At 66.0% G+C, this 21,276-nt stretch carries 20 protein-coding genes and 2 tRNA genes; 19 read left to right on the plus strand and 3 right to left on the minus strand.

All coding sequences use genetic code 11. The features are described from left to right. The first annotated feature begins 94 nt into the window (after nucleotides 1–94). Nucleotides 95–637: an oligoribonuclease gene (gene orn / locus HMPREF1224_RS30565; protein WP_003095671.1), complete on the plus strand. Its 543-nt coding sequence runs from the start codon at nucleotides 95–97 to the stop codon at nucleotides 635–637. Between the two features lie 33 nt (nucleotides 638–670). Here orn and queG read toward each other — a convergent pair whose 3' ends face one another. Continuing rightward, nucleotides 671–1,756, minus strand: coding sequence for a tRNA epoxyqueuosine(34) reductase QueG (queG, locus tag HMPREF1224_RS30570; protein WP_003110324.1), 1,086 nt, complete (start codon nucleotides 1,754–1,756; stop codon nucleotides 671–673). Nucleotides 1,757–1,837: 81 nt separating this feature from the next. Here queG and HMPREF1224_RS30575 point away from each other — a divergent pair, with 81 nt between their 5' ends. From HMPREF1224_RS30575 to HMPREF1224_RS30625, 12 genes are all read left to right on the plus strand, one after another. Next, nucleotides 1,838–3,346 carry a bifunctional ADP-dependent NAD(P)H-hydrate dehydratase/NAD(P)H-hydrate epimerase gene (locus HMPREF1224_RS30575; RefSeq protein WP_003146294.1) on the plus strand — a complete coding sequence of 503 codons (1,509 nt, stop codon included), beginning with the start codon at nucleotides 1,838–1,840 and terminating at the stop codon, nucleotides 3,344–3,346. Next, nucleotides 3,334–3,801, plus strand: a complete 468-nt coding sequence (gene tsaE / locus HMPREF1224_RS30580; RefSeq protein ID WP_003106408.1) for a tRNA (adenosine(37)-N6)-threonylcarbamoyltransferase complex ATPase subunit type 1 TsaE — start codon at nucleotides 3,334–3,336, stop codon at nucleotides 3,799–3,801. The genes HMPREF1224_RS30575 and tsaE overlap by 13 nt, the downstream gene beginning before the upstream one ends. A gap of 8 nt (nucleotides 3,802–3,809) precedes the next feature. Then, a complete protein-coding gene (amiB, locus tag HMPREF1224_RS30585) occupies nucleotides 3,810–5,237 on the plus strand; it encodes an N-acetylmuramoyl-L-alanine amidase AmiB (protein ID WP_003123571.1) in 1,428 nt (475 codons plus the stop codon). Then, entirely contained in the window at nucleotides 5,237–7,138 is a 1,902-nt protein-coding gene (mutL, locus tag HMPREF1224_RS30590) for a DNA mismatch repair endonuclease MutL (protein WP_003106411.1), read from the plus strand. Before amiB ends, mutL begins: the two co-directional genes overlap by 1 nt. 57 nt (nucleotides 7,139–7,195) lie before the next feature. Continuing rightward, nucleotides 7,196–8,167, plus strand: coding sequence for a tRNA (adenosine(37)-N6)-dimethylallyltransferase MiaA (gene miaA, locus HMPREF1224_RS30595; protein WP_003106415.1), 972 nt, complete (start codon nucleotides 7,196–7,198; stop codon nucleotides 8,165–8,167). Nucleotides 8,168–8,272: 105 nt separating this feature from the next. Further along, nucleotides 8,273–8,521 (plus strand): RNA chaperone Hfq, encoded by a 249-nt coding sequence (hfq, locus tag HMPREF1224_RS30600; protein ID WP_003095657.1) that lies wholly within the window; start codon nucleotides 8,273–8,275, stop codon nucleotides 8,519–8,521. A 12-nt stretch (nucleotides 8,522–8,533) separates the two neighbouring features. Beyond that, nucleotides 8,534–9,835 carry a ribosome rescue GTPase HflX gene (gene hflX, locus HMPREF1224_RS30605; protein ID WP_003113930.1) on the plus strand — a complete coding sequence of 434 codons (1,302 nt, stop codon included), beginning with the start codon at nucleotides 8,534–8,536 and terminating at the stop codon, nucleotides 9,833–9,835. Nucleotides 9,836–9,929: 94 nt separating this feature from the next. Further along, on the plus strand, nucleotides 9,930–11,132 hold the full coding sequence (gene hflK, locus HMPREF1224_RS30610; RefSeq protein ID WP_003106427.1) for an FtsH protease activity modulator HflK: 1,203 nt from the start codon (nucleotides 9,930–9,932) through the stop codon (nucleotides 11,130–11,132). Next, on the plus strand, nucleotides 11,132–12,001 hold the full coding sequence (gene hflC, locus HMPREF1224_RS30615) for a protease modulator HflC (RefSeq protein ID WP_003106429.1): 870 nt from the start codon (nucleotides 11,132–11,134) through the stop codon (nucleotides 11,999–12,001). Before hflK ends, hflC begins: the two co-directional genes overlap by 1 nt. A 95-nt stretch (nucleotides 12,002–12,096) precedes the next feature. Continuing rightward, nucleotides 12,097–12,282, plus strand: coding sequence for a DUF2065 domain-containing protein (locus HMPREF1224_RS0112285; protein ID WP_003095647.1), 186 nt, complete (start codon nucleotides 12,097–12,099; stop codon nucleotides 12,280–12,282). A 34-nt stretch (nucleotides 12,283–12,316) separates the two neighbouring features. Then, nucleotides 12,317–13,501, plus strand: coding sequence for an ATP phosphoribosyltransferase regulatory subunit (locus tag HMPREF1224_RS30620; protein ID WP_003095644.1), 1,185 nt, complete (start codon nucleotides 12,317–12,319; stop codon nucleotides 13,499–13,501). A gap of 51 nt (nucleotides 13,502–13,552) precedes the next feature. Next, nucleotides 13,553–14,845 carry an adenylosuccinate synthase gene (locus tag HMPREF1224_RS30625; RefSeq protein ID WP_003095642.1) on the plus strand — a complete coding sequence of 431 codons (1,293 nt, stop codon included), beginning with the start codon at nucleotides 13,553–13,555 and terminating at the stop codon, nucleotides 14,843–14,845. Between the two features lie 155 nt (nucleotides 14,846–15,000). Here the strand turns inward: HMPREF1224_RS30625 and HMPREF1224_RS30630 are convergent. Both HMPREF1224_RS30630 and HMPREF1224_RS30635 read right to left on the minus strand, forming a co-directional pair. After that, nucleotides 15,001–15,087: transfer RNA gene (locus HMPREF1224_RS30630), tRNA-Leu, on the minus strand. A gap of 129 nt (nucleotides 15,088–15,216) precedes the next feature. Next, nucleotides 15,217–15,303, minus strand: a tRNA-Leu gene (locus HMPREF1224_RS30635). Nucleotides 15,304–15,507: 204 nt separating this feature from the next. Between HMPREF1224_RS30635 and rnr the strand changes: the two genes are divergently transcribed. From rnr to rplI, 6 genes are all read left to right on the plus strand, one after another. Continuing rightward, nucleotides 15,508–18,222: a ribonuclease R gene (gene rnr, locus HMPREF1224_RS30640; RefSeq protein WP_010793707.1), complete on the plus strand. Its 2,715-nt coding sequence runs from the start codon at nucleotides 15,508–15,510 to the stop codon at nucleotides 18,220–18,222. Continuing rightward, nucleotides 18,219–18,965: a 23S rRNA (guanosine(2251)-2'-O)-methyltransferase RlmB gene (rlmB, locus tag HMPREF1224_RS30645; protein WP_003095638.1), complete on the plus strand. Its 747-nt coding sequence runs from the start codon at nucleotides 18,219–18,221 to the stop codon at nucleotides 18,963–18,965. Before rnr ends, rlmB begins: the two co-directional genes overlap by 4 nt. 214 nt (nucleotides 18,966–19,179) lie before the next feature. Continuing rightward, nucleotides 19,180–19,599, plus strand: coding sequence for a 30S ribosomal protein S6 (gene rpsF / locus HMPREF1224_RS30650; RefSeq protein WP_003095636.1), 420 nt, complete (start codon nucleotides 19,180–19,182; stop codon nucleotides 19,597–19,599). Between the two features lie 29 nt (nucleotides 19,600–19,628). Continuing rightward, nucleotides 19,629–19,859: a 30S ribosomal protein S18 gene (rpsR, locus tag HMPREF1224_RS30655; RefSeq protein ID WP_003095634.1), complete on the plus strand. Its 231-nt coding sequence runs from the start codon at nucleotides 19,629–19,631 to the stop codon at nucleotides 19,857–19,859. 36 nt (nucleotides 19,860–19,895) lie between these two features. After that, nucleotides 19,896–20,765, plus strand: a complete 870-nt coding sequence (locus HMPREF1224_RS30660) for a hypothetical protein (RefSeq protein WP_003095630.1) — start codon at nucleotides 19,896–19,898, stop codon at nucleotides 20,763–20,765. A gap of 21 nt (nucleotides 20,766–20,786) precedes the next feature. After that, a complete protein-coding gene (gene rplI, locus HMPREF1224_RS30665; protein ID WP_003095627.1) occupies nucleotides 20,787–21,233 on the plus strand; it encodes a 50S ribosomal protein L9 in 447 nt (148 codons plus the stop codon). The last annotated feature ends 43 nt before the right edge of the window (nucleotides 21,234–21,276 follow it).

Consider the following 21,276-nt stretch of genomic DNA (forward strand, 5'->3'; position numbering starts at 1 on the left):
AATCGGCGGCGAGTTTAACATGGGCGCGCCGCCATCATTCGCGCGGCGGCGTTCCACGCTAGAATGCACGGCATAGCGACTGGAGCGACTCCCCATGCAGAACCCGCAGAACCTTATCTGGATCGACCTGGAGATGACCGGCCTCGATCCGGACCGGGACGTCATCATCGAGATGGCCACCATCGTCACCGACAGTGACCTCAACACCCTGGCCGAAGGACCGGTGATCGCCATCCACCAGCCAGAGGAAATCCTCGCCGGCATGGACGAGTGGAATACCCGCCAGCACGGCCAGTCCGGCCTGACCCAAAGGGTTCGGGAAAGTACCGTGAGCATGGCCGAGGCCGAGGCGCAGACCCTGGCCTTCCTCGAGCAGTGGGTGCCCAAGCGCAGCTCGCCGATCTGCGGCAACAGCATCTGCCAGGACCGCCGCTTCCTCTATAGGCACATGCCCAGGCTGGAAGGCTACTTCCACTACCGCAACCTCGACGTCTCCACCCTCAAGGAGCTGGCCGCGCGCTGGGCGCCGCAGGTCCGCGAGAGCTTCAAGAAGGGCAACACCCACCTGGCGCTGGACGATATCCGCGAGTCGATCGCCGAGCTGCGCCACTACCGCGACCACTTCATCAAGCTCTGATCCGTCCGGACCGGACGGCAGGCGCCGGCCGGGCTAGGTTTCCCCGTGGCGCCGCAGGGCCCATTCCACGTGCTCGCGGACCAGCTCCGAAGGGAACCCGCGGCGCGCCTTCAGCGCCTCCAGCACCGGGATGGTCGAGGGCGCGTTGCCCAGCCCCACCGCCAGGTTGCGCAACCAGCGCTCGTAGCCGGCGCGGCGCAGCGGCGAACCCTCGGTGCGGCCGAGGAACTCCTCCTCGCTCCAGAGGAACAGTTCGGCGAGTTCGGCGTTGTCCAGGCTGTGGCGCGGCTGGAAGTCGCCCTGCCCGGTGGGGCGGGCGAAGCGATTCCATGGGCAGACGATCTGGCAGTCGTCGCAGCCGAATACCCGGTTGCCGATCAGTGGTCGCAGCTCCAGCGGAATCGCGCCCTTGTACTCGATGGTCAGGTAGGAGATGCAGCGTCGCGCGTCCAGCCGGTAGGGGCCGACGAAGGCCGCGGTCGGGCAGATGTCCAGGCAGGCCGAGCAGCGTCCGCAATGCTCGCTGTCCATCGCCGGGTCGACGGGTAGCGGCATGTCGACGAACAGCTCGCCGAGGAAGAAGTAGCTGCCGGCCTTGCGGTTGAGCACCAGCGTGTTCTTGCCGATCCAGCCGAGGCCGGCCTGTTCGGCGATGGCCTTTTCCAGCACCGGCGCGCTGTCAACGAAGGCGCGGAAACCGAACGGGCCGACTTCGGCCTGGATGCGCTCGGCCAGTTGTTGCAGACGCTTGCGGATCAGCTTGTGGTAGTCGCGGCCGAGGGCGTAGCGCGAGACGTAGGCTTTTTCCGGCGTCGCGAGGACCTGCGCCATGCGCGTGTCGCCGGGCAGGTAATCCATGCGCAGGGAGATCACCCGCAGCGTGCCGGGAACCAGCTCGGCAGGTCGCGAGCGCTTGCTGCCGTGCGCCGCCATGTAGTCCATCTCGCCGTGGTAGCCGGCCTCCAGCCAGCGCTGCAGGTGCGCTTCGTGCTCGCCCAGCTCGACGTCGCTGATACCGACCTGCTGGAACCCCAGCTCGCGGCCCCAGTCCTTGATGGACTGGGCGAGGCGGGCGGGGTCCGGCGGGGAAAGGTTGTCGGCCAGAGGTTGGGGAGTCATGGGAGGCAACGAAGACGAGGGAAAGCGAAATGGGATAGGTATAATTCTGCCAGACTGCGCGCCTCACGCCGAATCGATCCGATGACCATGACCTTCCAGCACGACGACCTGCCACTCGCCCTCTATTCCGCCGCCCAGGTGCGCGACCTGGATGCGCGCCTGATCGCCGCCGGCACGCCGGGCTTCGAACTCATGCAGCGCGCCGCCCACGCCGCCTGGCGTGCCTTGCGCCGCCGTTGGCCGGAGGCCGCGGCGCTGACGGTGCTCGCCGGGCACGGCAACAATGCCGGCGACGGCTACCTGATCGCGGCGCTGGCGCAACGTGCGGGTTGGCGAGTGCGGGTGCTGGCGGTCGCGGCGCCGCAGCGGCTTGCCGGCGACGCGGCGCAGGCGCATGCCGCCGCGCTGGCGACCGGGGTCGTGGTGGAGCCCTGGAGCGAGTGCGCCGTGCTCGAGGGCGTAGTAGTGGATGCATTGCTCGGCACCGGCCTGGCAGGTGCCGTGCGCGAGCCCTTTGCGCAGGCCATCCGCCTGGCCAACGCCGCCGACCTGCCGGTGCTGGCGGTGGATATTCCTTCCGGCTTGAGCGCCGACACCGGTGCGGTATTGGGGGAAGCGATCAGGGCGGATCTGACAGTGACTTTCATCGGCCTGAAGATCGGGCTGTTCACTGGCGAGGCGCCGGCACGGGTCGGCGAGCTGGTGTTCGACGAACTCGGCAGCGACGCCGTCGTGTTGCAAGGGCTCCAGCCCCGGGCCCACCGTTTGGCACGAAATGCCCTGCCGAGTCTGGCAGCGCGGCCGCGGACCGCGCACAAGGGGCTGTTCGGCCACCTGCTGGTGGTCGGCGGCGACACCGGCATGGGCGGGGCCGTGCTACTGGCCGCGGAAAGCGCCCTGCGCTGCGGCGCCGGGCTGGTCTCGGCGGCGACCCGCGTCGAACATGTGCCGGCGTTGCTGAACCGTTGTCCCGAGGTCATGGCCCATGGCGTGGCGTCGGCGAACCAACTGCTGGCCCTTGCCGAACGCGCCAGCGTGCTGATGCTCGGTCCCGGTCTTGGCCAGCGCGCCTGGGGGCGTAGCCTGCTGAGCGCTGTCCGGTCGCGACCGTTGCCGCAGGTCTGGGATGCCGACGCGTTGAACCTGCTGGCCCTGGAACCGGTCGGAGCAGGGCCGCGGACATGGATTCTGACGCCGCATCCCGGCGAGGCCGCGCGCCTGTTGGGTCGCTCGACCGCCGAGGTGCAGGCGGACCGCCCGGCGGCGGCGCTGGAACTGGCGCGTCGCTACCAGGCGGTGGTGGTGCTGAAGGGCGCCGGCAGCCTGGTCGCCGCGCCCGACGGACGACTTGCCGTCTGTTCCCAGGGGCATCCGGCGATGGCTGGTGCCGGCCTGGGTGACGTGCTGTCGGGCATCACCGGTGCCTTGCTGGCCCAGCGCGTGGAGGCGTTCGAGGCGGCCTGCCTGGCGGTCTGGCTGCATGCCGCCGCCGGTGAGCGGCTCGGCGCCCAGGGTCGTGGGCTGGCGGCGACCGATCTCATACCTACCGTTCGTCAGTTGCTCGAGGAGTGCAGTCCGTGTCTGAAGTGATCCTGTCCGCCGAAGGGGAAGACGCGATGCTCGAACTGGGCGGGCGCATCGCCCGGGCCAGCGGGGGGCAGGGGGTGATCTACCTGCATGGCGACCTCGGCGCCGGCAAGACCACCCTCTCGCGCGGCATCCTGCGCGGCCTCGGCCATGCCGGCTCGGTGAAAAGCCCGACCTTTACCCTGGTCGAGCCTTACGAAATCGGCGAGCTGCGCGCCTACCATTTCGACCTGTACCGGCTCGCCGATGCGGAGGAATTGGAGTTCTTCGGCATCCGCGACTATTTCGACGGCAGCGCACTCTGTCTGATCGAGTGGCCCGAGCGCGGTGCGGGCGTTTTGCCAACCGCCGATCTGGACATTACCATTACTGCCCAAGCGGGTGGACGGACACTGCGCCTGGTACCGCACGGTGCGCGGGGCGAAGCCTGGTGTGCCACCCTGACCATGGGAGCATGAGAAAAACGATGGGTTGGGGCTTGCGTCTGCGGACGTTGTTGACTGGGGTGATGATTCTGCTGGCCTGCCAGGTCGGCGAGGTTCTGGCCGCCGCGCAAATCAAGAGCGTGCGGATCTGGCGCGCTCCGGACAACACCCGTCTGGTCTTCGATCTCTCCGGTCCGGTGCAGCACAGCCTGTTCACCCTGGCCGCTCCCAACCGTATCGTCATCGACGTCAGCGGCGCCCAACTGGCGACCCAGCTCAACGGTCTCAAGCTCGGCAACACCCCGATCACCGCGGTGCGCTCCGCCCAGCGCACGCCCAACGACCTGCGCATGGTCCTCGACCTGTCGGCGCAGGTCACCCCGAAAAGCTTCGTCCTGCCGCCCAACCAGCAATACGGCAACCGCCTGGTGGTCGATCTCTACGACCAGGGCGCCGACCTGACCCCGGACGTGCCCGCGACGCCGACCCCGAGCGTGCCGGTCACCCCGGTGACGCCGACCCAGCCGGTGGCCAAGCTGCCGCTGCCAACCAAGGGCGGCACCCGCGATATCGTCATCGCCATCGACGCCGGCCACGGCGGTGAAGACCCTGGCGCCCTTGGCCCGGGCGGGTTGCACGAGAAGAACATCACCCTGTCGATCGCTCGCGAGCTGCAACGCCAGATCAACCAGGTGCGCGGTTACCGGGCCGAGCTGACCCGTACCGGCGACTATTTCATCCCGCTGCGCAAGCGCACCGAGATCGCCCGCAAGAAGGGCGCCGACCTGTTCGTCTCGATCCATGCCGACGCCGCGCCGAGCCGCAGTGCCTTCGGTGCCTCGGTGTTCGCCCTGTCCGACCGCGGCGCCACTTCGGAAACCGCGCGCTGGCTGGCCGACAGCGAGAACCGTTCCGACCTGATCGGCGGCGATGGCAGCGTCAGCCTCGGCGACAAGGACCAGATGCTCGCCGGCGTGCTGCTCGACCTGTCGATGACCGCCACCCTCTCGTCGAGCCTGGATGTCGGCCACAAGGTACTGACCAATGTCGGCCGCATCACTTCGCTGCACAAGCGTCGTGTCGAGCAGGCCGGGTTCATGGTGCTGAAGTCGCCGGACATCCCATCGATCCTGGTGGAAACCGGCTTCATCTCGAACGTCAACGAGTCGCGCAAGCTGGCTAGCGCCAGCCATCAGCAGGCTTTGGCGCGTTCGATCACCAGCGGCATCCGCCAGTATTTCCAGCAGAGCCCGCCGCCCGGCACCTACATCGCCTCTTTGCGCGCCCAGGGCAAGCTCTCCATGGGGCCGCGCGAGCACGTGGTGCGGCCCGGAGAGACCCTGGCGATGATCGCCCAGCGCTATGAAGTGAGCATGGCCGCGCTGCGTAGCAGCAACAGCCTGTCCAGCGACAACCTGAAAGTCGGCCAGGCCCTGTCCATCCCGAGCACCGCCCTGGCGGCCCAGTGATGAGTGAAGCACCGCGTATCCAGCTGCTGAGTCCGCGGCTGGCGAACCAGATCGCCGCCGGTGAGGTGGTCGAGCGTCCCGCCTCGGTGGCCAAGGAACTCCTGGAAAACAGCCTTGACGCCGGTTCCCGGCGCATTGATGTGGAGGTCGAGCAGGGCGGCATCAAGTTGCTGCGAGTGCGCGACGACGGTCGCGGCATCCCCGCCGACGACCTGCCGCTGGCCCTGGCTCGCCACGCCACCAGCAAGATCCGCGAGCTGGAAGACCTGGAGCGGGTGATGAGCCTCGGCTTCCGTGGCGAGGCGCTGGCCTCGATCAGCTCGGTAGCGCGCCTGACCATGACCTCGCGTACCGCCGACGCCGGCGAAGCCTGGCAGGTGGAAACCGAGGGCCGCGACATGCAGCCGCGGGTACAGCCGGCGGCGCACCCGGTGGGGACCAGCGTCGAGGTTCGCGACCTGTTCTTCAACACCCCGGCGCGGCGCAAGTTCCTGCGTGCCGAGAAGACCGAGTTCGACCATCTGCAGGAGGTCATCAAGCGCCTGGCGCTGGCCCGCTTCGACGTGGCTTTCCACCTGCGCCACAACGGCAAGACCATCTTCGCCCTGCACGAGGCGCGAGACGAGCTGGCCCGCGCGCGCCGGGTCGGCGCGGTGTGCGGCCAGGCATTCCTCGAGCAGGCGCTGCCGATCGAGGTCGAGCGCAACGGCCTGCACCTGTGGGGCTGGGTCGGCTTGCCGACCTTCTCCCGCAGCCAGCCGGACCTGCAGTACTTCTATGTGAACGGGCGCATGGTGCGCGACAAGCTGGTCGCCCACGCGGTGCGCCAGGCTTATCGCGACGTGCTGTACAACGGCCGGCATCCGACCTTCGTGCTGTTCTTCGAAGTCGATCCGGCGGTGGTGGACGTCAACGTGCACCCGACCAAGCACGAAGTTCGCTTCCGTGACAGCCGGATGGTCCATGACTTCCTCTATGGCACCCTGCATCGTGCGCTGGGCGAGGTCCGTCCCGACGACCAGCTCGCGCCGCCCGGGGCGACCAGCCTGACCGAGCCGCGTCCGACCGGCGCTGCCGCCGGCGAGTTCGGCCCGCAGGGCGAGATGCGCCTGGCCGAGAGCGTGCTGGAGAGTCCGGCGGCACGGGTGGGCTGGAGTGGCGGCTCATCGGCCTCCGGCGGCTCCTCCGGCTATTCCGCCTATACCCGGCCGGAGGCACCGCCCTCTCTGGCCGAGGCCGGTGGCGCCTACAAGGCCTACTTCGCGCCGTTACCCGCGGGCGAGGCGCCAGCCGCGTTGCCCGAGAGTGCCCAGGACATCCCGCCGCTGGGTTACGCCCTGGCGCAGCTCAAGGGCATCTACATTCTCGCCGAGAACGCCCACGGCCTGGTGCTGGTGGACATGCACGCGGCCCACGAGCGGATCACCTACGAGCGCCTCAAGGTGGCGATGGCCAGCGAAGGCTTGCGGGGGCAGCCGTTGCTGGTGCCGGAGTCGATCGCGGTCAGCGAGCGCGAGGCGGATTGCGCGGAAGAGCATTCCAGCTGGTTCCAGCGCCTGGGCTTCGAGCTGCAGCGCCTGGGGCCGGAAAGCCTGGCGATCCGGCAGATCCCTGCGCTGCTCAAGCAGGCGGAGGCGACCCAGTTGGTGCGCGATGTCATCGCCGACCTGCTGGAATACGGCACCAGTGACCGTATCCAGGCGCACCTGAACGAGCTGCTCGGCACCATGGCCTGCCATGGCGCGGTGCGCGCCAACCGGCGCCTGACCCTGCCGGAAATGAACGCCCTGTTGCGCGACATGGAAATCACCGAACGCAGCGGCCAGTGCAACCATGGGCGTCCGACCTGGACCCAGTTGGGCCTGGACGAGCTGGACAAGCTCTTCCTGCGCGGACGCTGAGCCTTGCAGCTTCGGGCGCAAAGCCCGAAGCTATGCGCTTTGTCCAAGAGCGTTCCGATGTCTTCCCTGCCTCCCGCCATCTTTCTCATGGGGCCGACCGCCGCCGGCAAGACCGACCTGGCGATGGCGCTGGCCGATGCGCTGCCCTGCGAGCTGATCAGCGTCGACTCGGCGCTGATCTACCGCGGTATGGATATCGGTACGGCCAAGCCTTCCCGGGAGCTGCTGGCGCGCTATCCGCACCGCCTGATCGATATCCGCGACCCGGCGGAGAGCTATTCGGCCGCGGAATTTCGCGCCGACGCCCTGGCGGCGATGGCCGAGGCCACCGCGCGCGGCAGGATTCCCCTGCTGGTGGGGGGCACCATGCTCTATTACAAGGCGTTGCTCGAGGGCCTGGCCGACATGCCCGGCGCCGATCCCGAGGTGCGCGCGGCGATCGAGGCCGAGGCCCAGGCCGAAGGTTGGGAGGCGCTGCACCGGCAACTCGCCGAGGTCGACCCGGAATCGGCTGCGCGTATCCACCCCAACGACCCGCAGCGACTGATGCGGGCGCTCGAGGTGTATCGCCTCGGCGGGGTGTCGATGAGCGACCTGCGTCGCCGGCAAAGCGCTGAAAAGGCGGATTTTGACGCGTCAGGCAGGAATCAATTGCCGTATACTGTCGCTCAGCTGGCGATTGCTCCCGAGCAGCGCCAGGTGTTGCACGCGCGGATTGCGCAGCGTTTTCGCCAGATGCTGGAACAGGGTTTCATCGCCGAGGTCGAAGCACTGCATGCCAGAAGTGACTTGCATGCAGGATTACCGTCTATTAGAGCCGTGGGTTACCGTCAGGTGTGGGATTACCTGGATGGCAAGCTGTCCTACGCTGAAATGACCGAGCGCGGCATCATCGCTACCCGCCAGTTGGCCAAGCGCCAGTTCACCTGGCTGCGAAGCTGGAGCCATCTACACTGGATGGACAGCCTAGCAGGTGACAATCTGCCGCGTGCCTTGAAATACCTGAAAACGGTCTCCATATTGGCCTGAGACCTTAATTTGTCCGTCTGTTTCCGGAACGACTCCGGAGTTTGGACGGCGCCAAGTCACCCTATTCGACTACTTCAAACTACGATCCTTAAAGGAGTGCGGCACATGTCAAAAGGGCATTCGCTACAAGACCCTTACCTCAATACCCTGCGGAAAGAACGCGTCCCGGTTTCCATCTATCTGGTCAACGGCATCAAGCTGCAAGGCCAGATCGAGTCTTTCGACCAGTTTGTCATCCTGCTGAAGAACACCGTCAGCCAGATGGTTTACAAGCACGCGATCTCCACCGTGGTACCGAGCCGTCCGGTGCGTCTGCCGAGCGGTGACCAGCCGGCCGAGCCGGGCAACGCTTGACGGGAGTCCGCTTTGTTCTTTGAGCGCCCAGGTGGTGGGGAACAGGCTGTTCTGGTGCATCTGGAAGGGCAGAACCCCGAGGCGCGTGAAGACCCGCAGGAGTTCCAGGAGCTGGTGCGTTCGGCCGGCGCGGAAACGGTGGCATTCGTCAGCGTCTCCCGCCACCAGCCGAGCGCCAAATATCTTATCGGCAGTGGCAAGGTCGAGGAGTTGCACGACCTGGTCAAGGCCGAAAACGTCGAGCTGGTGATTTTCAACCACACCTTGACGCCCAGCCAGGAGCGCAACCTCGAGCGTGCGTTCGAGTGCCGCGTACTCGACCGGACCGGGCTGATCCTCGACATCTTCGCCCAGCGCGCACGTACCCACGAAGGCAAGTTGCAGGTGGAACTGGCGCAACTGGAGCACATGAGCACGCGGCTGGTACGCGGCTGGACCCACCTCGAACGGCAGAAAGGCGGTATCGGTCTGCGCGGTCCGGGCGAGACCCAGCTGGAAACCGACCGACGCCTGCTGCGCGTGCGCATCCGCCAGATCAAGCAGCGCCTGGAGAAGGTCCGCAGCCAGCGCGAGCAGGCTCGACGCGGGCGCAAGCGCGCGGATATCCCGGCGGTCTCCCTGGTCGGCTATACCAACGCCGGCAAATCGACCCTGTTCAATTCGCTCACCGCCTCCGAGGTGTATGCCGCCAACCAGTTGTTCGCCACCCTCGACCCCACCCTGCGTCGCCTGCAACTGGACGATCTCGGGCCGGTGGTGCTGGCCGACACGGTGGGCTTCATCCGCCACCTGCCGCACAAGCTGGTGGAGGCCTTCCGCGCTACGCTGGAAGAGTCGAGCAACGCCGACCTCCTGCTGCACGTGATCGACGCCTACGAGCCCGAACGGGATGCGCAGGTCGAGCAGGTGCTGGCGGTGCTCGGCGAGATCGGCGCCAACGAATTGCCGATGCTCGAGGTCTATAACAAGGTTGACCTGCTACCCTCGGTCGAGCCGCATATCCAGCGCGACGACTCCGGCAAGCCGGTGCGCGTCTGGCTGTCGGCGCAGACCGGCGAAGGCCTCGACCTGTTGCGCCAGGCCATCGCCGAGCTGCTTGGCGAGGACCTGTTCGTCGGAACCTTGCGCCTGCCCCAGCGGCTCGGGCGCCTGCGCGCCCAGTTGTTCGAACTGGGCGCGGTGCAGTCCGAGGCGCACGATGAGGAGGGTTGTACCCTGCTGCAGGTGCGCCTGCCGCGGGCCGAGTTGAACCGCCTGGCGAGCCGCGCTGGCTGGCAGCCGGCGGAGTTCGTTGCGCAACACACTTTGCAATAAAGCCCGTATCGCTGCTTTTGGCAGCGGGCAGGGCATTCGGTAGCATGGGTGGCCGCGCCGCAGGCGCGTTTCGCGTTACTAGATGGAGAGCGCTATGGCTTGGAACGAGCCGGGTGACAACTCGAACAACAACGATCGAGACCCGTGGGGAGGCCGCCGCGGTGGTGGTGGCGGCGGTGGTGACCGCAAGGGGCCGCCCGACCTGGATGAGGCTTTCCGCAAGCTTCAGGACAGCCTGAACGGGCTGTTCGGTGGAAAAAAACGCAGTGGCAACGGTTCCGGCTCCGGTTCCGGCGGCAAGGGCGGTGGCCTGGGCCTGTTCGGCATCGGCCTGGCGATCCTCGCCGTGCTCTGGCTGTACAACGCCATCTATGTGGTGGACGAGCAGGAGCAGGCGGTCATCCTGCGCTTCGGCAAGTATTACGAGACGGTCGGTCCCGGCCTGAACTTCTACTTCCCGCCGATCGACAAGCGCTTCCAGGAGAACGTCACCCGCGAGCGTGCGTACAGCAAGCAGGGGCAGATGCTCACCGAGGACGAGAACATCGTCGAAGTGCCGCTGACCGTGCAGTACAAGATCAGCAACCTGCAGGACTTCGTGCTCAACGTCGACCAGCCCGAGGTCAGCCTGCAGCAGGCGACCGAGAGCGCGCTGCGGCATGTCGCCGGCTCCACCACCATGGACCGGATCCTCACCGAAGGCCGCGAGCAGATGGCGACCGAGGTGCGCGAGCGCCTGCAACGCTTCCTGGATACCTACAGGACCGGTATCACCGTGACCCAGGTGAACATCCAGAGCGCCCAGGCACCGCGTGAGGTGCAGGAAGCGTTCGACGATGTGATCCGGGCCCGCGAGGACGAGCAGCGCGAGAAGAACCAGGCCGAAGCCTATGCCAACGGCGTGGTGCCGGAGGCACGTGGCCAGGCCCAGCGCATCATCGAAGAAGCCAACGGTTACCGCGACGAGGTGATTTCGCGCGCCCAGGGCGAGGCGGATCGCTTCTCCAAGCTGCTGGTGGAATATCGCAAGGCTCCGGAAGTGACGCGCGAGCGTCTGTACCTGGACACCATGCAGGAAGTCTTCAGCCAGACCAGCAAGGTGCTGGTGACCGGTCAGCAGGGGCAGAACAACCTGCTCTACCTGCCGCTGGACAAGATGATCGATGGTCGTAACGCCGCGCCCGCTACGGGGGCCGGTGCTTCCGCCGGTGGTGGCAGCGCCAGCGCTTCCGACCTGGGGTCGCGGATCGTCAACGATCTGCGCCAGCAAGACGCGCGTACGAGGGAGAGCCGCTGATGGGCAACAAGTCTTTGATCGCTCTGATCGTCGGTGTCGTCGCCGCCATCGTCCTGTGGAACAGCGTCTACGTAGTCCAGCAGACCGAGCGCGCGGTCATGTTGCGCTTCGGCCGGGTGGTCGAGTCCGACGTCAAGCCGGGCCTGCACTTCAAGATCCCGTACGTCAACCAGGTGCGCAAGTTCGACGCTCGCCTGCTGACCCTGGATGCCCCGACCCAGCGCTTCCTGACCCTGGAAAAGAAAGCGGTGATGGTGGATGCCTATGCCAAGTGGCGGGTGGCGGATGCCGAGCGCTTCTACACCGCTACCTCGGGCCTCAAGCAGATCGCCGACGAACGCCTGTCGCGGCGTCTCGAAGCGGGTCTGCGCGACCAGTTCGGCAAGCGTACCCTGCATGAAGTGGTATCGGGCGAGCGCGACGCGCTGATGGGCGACATCACCGCTTCGCTGAACCGCATGGCGCAGAAGGAACTGGGTATCGAGGTGATCGACGTGCGGGTCAAGGCCATCGACCTGCCGAAGGAAGTCAACCGCAGCGTCTTCGAGCGGATGAGCACCGAGCGTGAGCGCGAGGCCCGCGAGCACCGCGCCAAGGGTCGCGAACTGGCCGAAGGCATTCGTGCCGACGCCGATCGCCAGCGCCGGGTAATCGTTGCCGAAGCCTACCGCGAGTCGGAAGAGACCCGCGGTGACGGCGACTCCAAGGCTGCCGCGATCTATGCCAAGGCCTACAACCAGGATCCGGAGTTCTATTCCTTCTACCGTAGCCTGAAGGCGTATCGCGAAAGCTTCGCCGAGAAGCGCGACGTACTGGTGCTCGATCCGAGCAGCGAGTTCTTCCGCTATCTGAACAAGGCCAACAAGTAATACTCGGTTCTCCGGCGGGCGGCAGCGCCCGCCGGAGAAATCGTGTTATGATGAGCCAGCCGGGAAATCCCGGCTTTTTTGCGTCCGCGAGAATCATGTGGCAGGAATTCGGCATCGCTTTTTGTCTCGTGCTGGTGCTGGAAGGCATCCTGCCGTTCCTGTGTCCGCGACAATGGCGCGAGGCGGTCACCGGCATCGGCCGGCTGAGCGACCGTCACCTGCGTCTCGTGGGGCTGGGTAGCATGCTGCTCGGCACCCTGCTTCTTTACTGGATTCACTGATGATGTGCCGCCCGGCTGAAAGGGGAGAGGCGAAATGGCAACGGTAGACCGCTGGCTGCTGCCAGATGGGATCGAAGAGGTGCTGCCCCCGGAGGCGGCGCGCATCGAAGCAGCCCGCCGTCAGGTGCTGGATCTGTTCCACCGCTGGGGTTACGAGTTCGTCGTGACCCCGCATATCGAATACCTGGAGTCGCTGCTCACCGGCGCGGGACAGGATCTTGACCTGCGCACCTTCAAGGTGACCGACCCGGCGTCCGGCCGGCTCATGGGTTTCCGTGCCGACATTACGCCGCAAGTGGCGCGGATGGATGCGCACAGCCTGCGCCGCGAGGGACCGAGCCGCCTGTGCTATGCCGGCAGTGTGCTGCATGCGCAGCCGCGCGCGCTGTCCACTTCGCGTAGTCCGATCCAGCTGGGCGCCGAGCTGTACGGCGATCCGAGCCCTGCCAGCGATGTCGAGGTGATCAGCCTGATGCTGGAAATGCTCGAGATGGCGGAAGTGCCGGACGTGCACATGGACCTCGGCCATGTCGGTATCTACCGCGGCCTAGCGCGCGCGGCAGGGCTGTCCGGCGAAGTCGAGCAGCAGTTGTTCGATGCCTTGCAGCGCAAGGCGGTGGACGAGGTCGAGGCGCTGACTGCAGACCTGCCTGCCGAGCTGCGCGGCATGTTGCGTGCGCTGGCCGAGCTATGCGGCGGCCGCGATGCGCTGGAGCAGGGCCGTGCCCGTCTGGCGGCGGCGCCGGCCGATGTCCAGGTGGCGCTGAACGAGCTGATCGAGATCGCCGATTCGCTGGCCGGGCGCTTCCCCGGCTTGCCGCTGTATTTCGACCTCGGCGAGCTGCGTGGCTATCACTATCACACCGGCGTGGTGTTTGCGGCCTTCGTGCCCGGCGTTGGCCAGTCCATCGCCCAGGGCGGTCGCTATGATGATATCGGTGCCGATTTCGGGCGCGCCCGCCCGGCCACCGGTTTCTCCACCGATCTGAAAAGCCTGGTCACTCTCGGCCAGGCCCGGTTGGACCAGGCTGTATCGGGTATCTGGGCGCCGGCCGAAGGGGCCGGGCTCTGGCAGGCGGTGCAACGACTGCGCCGCGACGGGCAGCGTGTCGTCCAGGCTCTGCCCGGGCAGGATGCGGCTTCTGCGCGCGAGGCGGGCTGCGACCGGCAGCTGGCGCTGCGCGATGGCAATTGGCAGGTGGCGCCGCTGGCGTCCTGAGATTCCGCCGGCCGCGGCCGGCATCGAACTTCCACGATGGGGACAAGTGTTATGGGTAAGAATGTCGTAGTCCTGGGCACCCAATGGGGTGATGAGGGCAAGGGCAAGATCGTCGACCTGCTCACCGAGCAGGCGGCTGCCGTAGTTCGCTACCAGGGTGGTCACAACGCTGGCCACACCCTGGTGATCGATGGCGAGAAAACCGTCCTGCACCTGATTCCATCGGGCATCCTGCGCGAAGGCGTGCAGTGCCTGATCGGCAATGGCGTGGTGCTGGCGCCGGATGCGCTGCTGCGCGAAATCACCAAGCTGGAAGAGAAGGGCGTGCCGGTGCGCGAGCGCCTGCGCATCAGTCCTTCCTGTCCGCTGATCCTGTCCTATCACGTCGCCCTCGACCAGGCGCGCGAGAAGGCCCGCGGCGAAGCCAAGATCGGCACCACCGGTCGCGGTATCGGCCCGGCATACGAGGACAAGGTGGCACGTCGCGGCCTGCGCGTCGGCGACCTGTTCCACCGCGAGCGCTTCGCCGCCAAGCTGGGCGAGCTGCTGGACTACCATAACTTCGTCCTGCAGCACTACTACAAGGAGCCGGCCATCGACTTCCAGAAGACCCTGGACGAGGCGATGGAGTATGCCGAGCTGCTCAAGCCGATGATGGCCGATGTCGCTGCGACCCTGCACGACCTGCGCAAGCACGGCAAGGACATCATGTTCGAAGGCGCCCAGGGATCGCTGCTGGACATCGACCATGGCACCTATCCCTACGTGACCAGTTCCAACACCACCGCTGGCGGTACCGCCACCGGTTCCGGCTTCGGCCCGCTGTACCTGGACTACGTACTGGGTATCACCAAGGCCTATACCACTCGCGTCGGCTCCGGTCCGTTCCCGACCGAGCTGTTCGACGACGTCGGCGCCTACCTGGCCAAGCGCGGCCACGAGTTCGGCGCCACCACCGGTCGCGCTCGTCGCTGCGGCTGGTTCGATGCCGTGATCCTGCGCCGCGCTATCGAGATCAACAGCATCTCCGGCCTGTGCCTGACCAAGCTCGACGTGCTCGATGGCCTGGATGTGGTGCGCCTGTGCGTCGGCTACAAGAATGCCGATGGCGATGTGCTGGAAGCGCCGACCGATGCCGACAGCTACATCGGCCTGCAGCCGGTCTACGAGGAAATGCCCGGCTGGAGCGAGTCGACCGTGGGTGCGAAGACCCTGGAAGAGTTGCCGGCCAACGCCCGCGCCTACATCAAGCGCGTGGAAGAGCTGGTGGGTGCGCCGATCGATATCATCTCCACCGGTCCGGACCGCAACGAGACCATCATCCTGCGCCATCCATTCGCCTGAGGCGGATAGCGGGGCGATGACGGAACGGGCTGCGCATGCGGCCCGTTTTCATTTCCGGGGTCGGCGCCGCGGTGAGCGGGGGAGGGTGGCGTGGCTCGAAGGGAAAATCGCGGACAACAAAAAGCCGAGCGATGCTCGGCTGTTTGTCTTGAAGATGGTGCCCAGGAGAAGACTCGAACTTCCACGGTGTTGCCACCGCTAGGACCTGAACCTAGTGCGTCTACCAATTCCGCCACCTGGGCATGCTTTTCAGCATTGTGCGATGATCGCTCATCGACTTGGGTGTTGCAAACCTTGTCGCAGTTTCAATGCCTGGTAGTGGCTGAACTGCTGAAACAAAAACGGTCTAATGACCGGCTTTGTCTGAAATATGGTGCCCAGGAGAAGACTCGAACTTCCACGGTGTTGCCACCGCTAGGACCTGAACCTAGTGCGTCTACCAATTCCGCCACCTGGGCACTGGAGTCGATGATCGCTCATCGTTTCCGTGTTACAACGTCTCAGCAACGTTGTGGGCGCGAACTATACGAGTACGTATTCTGCTTGTAAACCCCTGATGCGATAAAAATTATTCTGTTGCCGAAGCTGACCGACGAAGCGTTTTCGCGCTTCAATAGAGCAATGGCAGCAAACGCTAAAGAAGAAAAGGTGACCTACCTCTAATGGCCGATTGGCAAAACCTCGATCCCGAGGCCGCTCGCGAAGCGGAAAAGTACGAAAACCCCATCCCCAGCCGGGAACTGATCCTGGCTCACCTATCCGAGCGGGGCGCTCCGGCGACTCGCTCCCAGTTGCTCGACGAGTTCGGGCTCGCCGGCGAGGAGCCGGAAGAGGCCTTGCGTCGTCGCCTGCGCGCCATGGAGCGCGACGGGCAGCTTATCTATACGCGTCGTGGCGCCTATGCGCCGGTGGACAAGCTGGACCTGATCCGCGGCCGCATCAGCGGGCACCGCGACGGCTTCGGCTTCCTGATCCCCGACGATGGCAGCGACGACCTGTTCCTCAGTCCCACCCAGATGCGGCTGGTGTTCGACGGCGACCGCGCCCTGGCCCGGGTGTCCGGCCATGACCGGCGCGGACGCCGCGAAGGCCAGCTGGTCGAGGTGATTGAGCGGGCCCACGAGATCGTGGTCGGCCGCTACTTCGAGGAAAGCGGCATCGGCGTGGTGGTCGCGGACAACCCGAAGATCCAGCAGGAAGTCCTGATCCCGCCGGGCAAGGCCGGCAAGGCCAGGCACAACCAGTTCGTCCAGGTGCGCATCGAGCAATGGCCGAGCATCCACCGCCAGGCCCAGGGCGAGATCGTCGAGGTGCTCGGTGACTACATGGCGCCGGGGATGGAGATCGAAGTCGCCCTGCGCAGCTACGATATCCCCCACGTCTGGCCGGCCGCGGTGGAGAAGGAAGCGGCCAAGCTCAAGCCGGAAGTGGCGGAGAAGGACAAGGAAAAGCGTATCGACCTGCGCCAGGTGCCCTTCGTCACCATCGACGGCGAGGATGCCCGCGACTTCGACGACGCGGTGTACGCCGAGGCCAAGCGCGGCGGCGGCTGGCGCCTGTTCGTGGCGATCGCCGATGTCTCGCACTACGTGAAGGTCGGTTCGGCGCTGGACGAAGAGGCGGCCAGGCGCGGCAACTCGGTGTATTTCCCCGAGCGGGTGATCCCGATGCTGCCGGAGGTGCTGTCCAATGGTCTCTGCTCGCTGAATCCGCTGGTCGACCGGCTGGCCATGGTCTGCGAGATGACCCTGTCCAAGGCTGGCAAGCTGACCGGCTACCAGTTCTACGAAGCGGTGATCCACTCCCATGCCCGCCTGACCTACACCAAGGTCAGCCAGTTGCTCGAGCACCCCGACAGCGTCGAGGCCGAGAACCTGCGCCAGCAGTTGCCCGGCGTGGTGCCGCACCTGCAGCAGCTGTATGCGTTGTATAAAGCGCTGCTGGCCGGCCGCCATGTCCGCGGCGCGATCGATTTCGAGACCCAGGAAACCCGCATCGTCTTCGGCGCCGACCGGAAGATCTCGGAAATCCGCCCGACCCAGCGCAACGATGCGCACCGCCTGATCGAAGAGTGCATGCTCTGCGCCAACGTGGCGACCGCACGCTTCCTGCAGAAGCACGCCATCCCGGCGTTGTACCGGGTGCATGACGGCCCGCCGCAGGAGAAACTCAACAACCTGCGCCAGTTCCTCGGCGAGCTGGGGTTGAGCCTCGGCCGCGGCAAGGCCGCGCCGACCCCGGGCGACTACCAGGAGTTGCTGGAGAAGATCCACGACCGCGCCGACTTCCGCCTGATCCAGACGGTCATGCTGCGTTCGCTCAGCCAGGCGGTGTACAGCCCGGACAACAATGGCCACTTCGGCCTCAACTACGACGCCTACACCCACTTCACCTCGCCGATCCGGCGCTACCCGGACCTGCTGGTGCATCGTGCGATCCGCAGTGTGATCCGCTCCAAGGCGGAGACTCCGCACGTGCAGCGGGCCGGCGCGGCGAGCATGCCCAAGGCGCGTATCTATCCGTACGACGAATTGCGCCTGGACCAGTTGGGCGAGCAGTGCTCGATGACCGAGCGGCGTGCCGACGAGGCCACCCGCGACGTGACCAACTGGCTGAAGTGCGAATACATGCGCGAGCGGGTCGGCGAGACCTTCCCTGGCGTAATCACTGCGGTCACCGGTTTCGGTCTGTTCGTCGAGCTGACCGACATCTTCGTCGAAGGCCTGGTCCATGTGACCGCGCTGCCCGGCGACTACTATCATTTCGACGCCGTGCACCATCGCCTCAGCGGCGAACGCACCGGGCGCAGCTTCCGTCTCGGCGACACCACGGAAGTGGTAGTGGCGCGGGTCGACCTGGACGAGCGGAAGATCGATTTCGAGCTGGCCGGAAACGTGCTGAGCGCGCCGATCGGACGCAAGAAGCGCAACGGCGACAAGTCGACGAACGCCGGCAAGGCGCCGAAGGGGCGCAAGGGCGCATCCGTGCCCGAGGTCGACCTGGAGCCGGCGCTGGCCAGTCCCGACGCCGCGGTGGTGCCGCGGCGCAAGGCCGGCAAGGTGCAGGCGCTGCTGCCGGTCGCGCCGGAGCTGCTGGCGCAGGCCGCGGAGATGCTCGGCAACACCGACGTGCGCAAGAGTCGCGAGGTGAAGCAGGCGCTGCTCGCCGAGGCGCGTGTCGGCGGCAAGGACAAGGGCGGGAAGAAGGGCAAGGTCGTTCCTGCGGGCAAGAGCGCGAAGGGCAAGGCCAAGGACGGCAAGCCCGCCGCTGCCGCCAAGCCGGGCAAGCCGACCAAGCATCGCAAGGGGCCTTCCAAGCCGAAGGCCGACAACGCTCCGGCCGCCACCGGGGCGCGCAAACGTAAGGCCAAGTCATGAGTCAGTGGGAAAAGGTCTACGGCGTGCATGCCGTGGAAGCGTTGTTGCGTCATCACCCGAAGCGGGTCAAGCAGTTGTGGCTGGCCGAGGGGCGGCATGATCCGCGGGTCCAGGTGCTCACCGAGCTGGCCGCCGGGTTCCGTATTCCGGTAGGGCAGCGCGATCGGCGCGAACTCGACGAGTGGGCGGAAGGCGTCCACCAGGGCGTGGTCGCGGAAGTCAGCCCCAGCCAGGTCTGGGGCGAAAACATGCTCGAGGAACTGCTCGAGCGGAGCGAGGGCGTGCCGCTGCTGCTGGCCCTGGATGGCGTCACCGATCCGCACAACCTCGGCGCCTGCCTGCGTACCGCCGATGCGGCGGGGGTGCAGGCGGTGATCGTGCCCAAGGACAAGTCCGCGACCCTCAACGCCACCGTGCGCAAGGTCGCTTGCGGCGCCGCCGAGGTGATCCCGCTGGTGGCGGTGACCAACCTCGCGCGCACCCTGGAAAAGCTCCAGCAGCGCGGCCTGTGGGTGGTCGGCACCGCTGGCGAGGCGGACAAGACCCTCTACCAGCTCGACCTCAAGGGGCCGACCGTGCTGGTGATGGGCGCGGAAGGCAAGGGCATGCGCCGGCTGACCCGCGAGCACTGCGACTTCCTCGCCAGGTTGCCGATGGCCGGCAGCGTCAGCAGCCTGAACGTCTCGGTCGCCACCGGCGTCTGCCTGTTCGAGATCCTCCGCCAGCGCACCCCGCTGGAGTGAGCGCGTGCGGGGCCGCCGCGGCGCGGCCCCGCGCCATTCCATCCGCTGTACAAATATTCGCCAATCTTCCTTGCTTCGCCGGTTGCCCTTCTCTAGAATGTCGCCCCTTGCCGCGCGGGCAGGCGTTCGTTCGCCTCTCCACCAGGCAAGCCAAGAAAACATTCACTCCTTGCCTGACCGTTCTGCGGCAGGCTGCAACCCGTAAGGAGCATTTATGCGTCATTACGAAATCGTGTTCCTGGTTCACCCGGACCAGAGCGAACAAGTCGGTGGCATGGTCGAGCGTTACACCAAGGCCATCGAAGAAGACGGCGGCAAGATCCACCGTCTGGAAGACTGGGGCCGTCGTCAGCTGGCCTACGCCATCAACAACGTGCACAAGGCCCACTACGTTCTGATGAACGTCGAGTGCAGCGCCAAGGCCCTGGCTGAGCTGGAAGACAACTTCCGTTACAACGATGCCGTGATCCGTAACCTGGTCATGCGTCGCGACGAAGCTGTCACCGAGCAGTCCGAGATGCTCAAGGCTGAAGAAAGCCGCAACGAGCGTCGCGAGCGTCGTGAGCGTCCGAACGATAACGCTGAAGGCGCCGATGGCGACGACAACAGCGATAGCGATAACGCTGACGAGTAATTCCGGACCAGTATTGAGGAGCCAATCACATGGCACGTTTCTTCCGTCGTCGTAAGTTCTGCCGCTTCACCGCCGAAGGCGTGAAAGAGATCGATTACAAGGATCTCAACACCCTGAAGGCCTACGTTTCCGAAACCGGCAAGATCGTTCCGAGCCGTATCACCGGCACCAAGGCCAAGTACCAGCGTCAGCTGGCGACCGCTATCAAGCGCGCCCGCTACCTGGCCCTGCTTCCTTACACCGACAGCCACGGCCGTTGAGATCGGGCAGTCGAACGCTGGTAAGGGATAGATCGCATGCGCGCACTGGCTGAGTTCACCATGCGCGGCCGCATGCAGGCCACGCTCGCCGTGGCAGGCTCCGCGGTTGTTCCACTGTTGTTCTGGCTGAGTGCCGCCGCCGGTAGCCTGGTGCTGCTGCGGCGCGGATTCGGCGACGCCTTCGGCGTCCTGGCCTGGGCGGTGCTACCGGCGATGTTCTGGTGGTACCTGGGCGATCCGAGCATCCTTCTGGTCCTGCTCGGTACCCTGACGCTGGCGCAGATCCTGCGCGCCAGCACGTCCTGGAGCCATGTGCTGCTGGGCAGTGTTGCAGTTGGCGTGGTATTCGCGCTGGTGCTGGGGCATACCTCCAGCGAGCTGATCGGCGCCCTGGCGACGGAAGTCACCAAGGTCCTGACCCAGCTTCGCGGGGAGTCCCAGCTGTCGGGCGAAGAGCTGGACAAGTTGCAGGTGGCGCTGGTGCCGACCCTGACCGGGGTCATGGCTTCCTCGCTGCAGGTGACCTGCCTGCTCTGCCTGATGCTCGCGCGGTACTGGCAGGCTTCGCTGTACAACCCGGGCGGCTTCGGCCGCGAATTCCGGAGTTTGCGGCTGGCGCCGGCGGTTGCCGTGATCCTGCTGCTGGGGGCCGTCGTGGTCCCGGCGCTGGAAGTGCAGGCCGCGGTGCTCGGTCCGTTGTGCAGCGTGCCGCTGATCATCGCCGGCGTGGCGCTCGGGCATGGCCTGATCGCCCTGAAGCGCCTCGCGGGTGGTTGGCTGGTGGGCCTGTACCTGGCTGTATTGCTGCTGGGGAACCTGATCTGTCTTTTGGCGGTTGTCGACAGTCTGTTTGATTTTCGTGGACGCCTGGCCCGGCGCCAGGGTTCCACGAACGGTGAAGGTTAAAAGTTAAGAGGTAAGACTCAAATGGAAGTCATCCTGCTGGAAAAAGTCGCCAACCTGGGCAACCTGGGCGACAAGGTGAACATCAAGGGCGGTTACGCCCGTAACTTCCTGCTGCCGCAGGGCAAGGCCACCGTCGCCACCGCCGAGAACGTCGCTGCGTTCGAAGCACGCCGCGCCGAGCTGGAAAAGGCTGCCGCCGAGAAGAAGGCCGCTGCCGAAGCCCGTGCTGCCCAGCTCTCCGAGCTGGTGGTAACCCTCGGCGCCCACGCTGGCGACGAAGGCAAGCTGTTCGGTTCGATCGGCACCCGCGACATCGCCGAAGCCGTTTCCGCTGCCGGTTACCCGCTGGAAAAAGCCGAAGTTCGCCTGCCCAACGGCGCGCTGCGCAACACCGGTGAGTTCGACGTCGCCGTGCACCTGCACACCGACGTGGAAACCACTCTGAAGCTGATCATCGTCGCTGAGTAAGCGATCCGATCGGTAGGGCTGGGCGGGCATATGCGTGTCCGCG

It is taken from the genome of Pseudomonas sp. P179 (assembly GCF_000478485.2).
GTDB classification, from domain to species: domain Bacteria; phylum Pseudomonadota; class Gammaproteobacteria; order Pseudomonadales; family Pseudomonadaceae; genus Pseudomonas; species Pseudomonas aeruginosa.

Excerpts from the sequence above, each read along its gene's own strand:
- orn (WP_003095671.1), top strand. The coding sequence starts at position 95 with ATGCAGAACCCGCAGAACCTTATCTGGATCGACCTGGAGATGACCGGC.
- queG (WP_003110324.1), bottom strand. The coding sequence starts at position 1,756 with ATGACTCCCCAACCTCTGGCCGACAACCTTTCCCCGCCGGACCCCGCC.
- HMPREF1224_RS30575 (WP_003146294.1), top strand. The coding sequence starts at position 1,838 with ATGACCATGACCTTCCAGCACGACGACCTGCCACTCGCCCTCTATTCC.
- amiB (WP_003123571.1), top strand. The coding sequence starts at position 3,810 with ATGGGTTGGGGCTTGCGTCTGCGGACGTTGTTGACTGGGGTGATGATT.
- mutL (WP_003106411.1), top strand. The coding sequence starts at position 5,237 with ATGAGTGAAGCACCGCGTATCCAGCTGCTGAGTCCGCGGCTGGCGAAC.
- miaA (WP_003106415.1), top strand. The coding sequence starts at position 7,196 with ATGTCTTCCCTGCCTCCCGCCATCTTTCTCATGGGGCCGACCGCCGCC.
- hfq (WP_003095657.1), top strand. The coding sequence starts at position 8,273 with ATGTCAAAAGGGCATTCGCTACAAGACCCTTACCTCAATACCCTGCGG.
- hflK (WP_003106427.1), top strand. The coding sequence starts at position 9,930 with ATGGCTTGGAACGAGCCGGGTGACAACTCGAACAACAACGATCGAGAC.
- hflC (WP_003106429.1), top strand. The coding sequence starts at position 11,132 with ATGGGCAACAAGTCTTTGATCGCTCTGATCGTCGGTGTCGTCGCCGCC.
- HMPREF1224_RS0112285 (WP_003095647.1), top strand. The coding sequence starts at position 12,097 with ATGTGGCAGGAATTCGGCATCGCTTTTTGTCTCGTGCTGGTGCTGGAA.
- HMPREF1224_RS30620 (WP_003095644.1), top strand. The coding sequence starts at position 12,317 with ATGGCAACGGTAGACCGCTGGCTGCTGCCAGATGGGATCGAAGAGGTG.
- HMPREF1224_RS30625 (WP_003095642.1), top strand. The coding sequence starts at position 13,553 with ATGGGTAAGAATGTCGTAGTCCTGGGCACCCAATGGGGTGATGAGGGC.
- rnr (WP_010793707.1), top strand. The coding sequence starts at position 15,508 with ATGGCCGATTGGCAAAACCTCGATCCCGAGGCCGCTCGCGAAGCGGAA.
- rlmB (WP_003095638.1), top strand. The coding sequence starts at position 18,219 with ATGAGTCAGTGGGAAAAGGTCTACGGCGTGCATGCCGTGGAAGCGTTG.
- rpsF (WP_003095636.1), top strand. The coding sequence starts at position 19,180 with ATGCGTCATTACGAAATCGTGTTCCTGGTTCACCCGGACCAGAGCGAA.
- rpsR (WP_003095634.1), top strand. The coding sequence starts at position 19,629 with ATGGCACGTTTCTTCCGTCGTCGTAAGTTCTGCCGCTTCACCGCCGAA.
- HMPREF1224_RS30660 (WP_003095630.1), top strand. The coding sequence starts at position 19,896 with ATGCGCGCACTGGCTGAGTTCACCATGCGCGGCCGCATGCAGGCCACG.
- rplI (WP_003095627.1), top strand. The coding sequence starts at position 20,787 with ATGGAAGTCATCCTGCTGGAAAAAGTCGCCAACCTGGGCAACCTGGGC.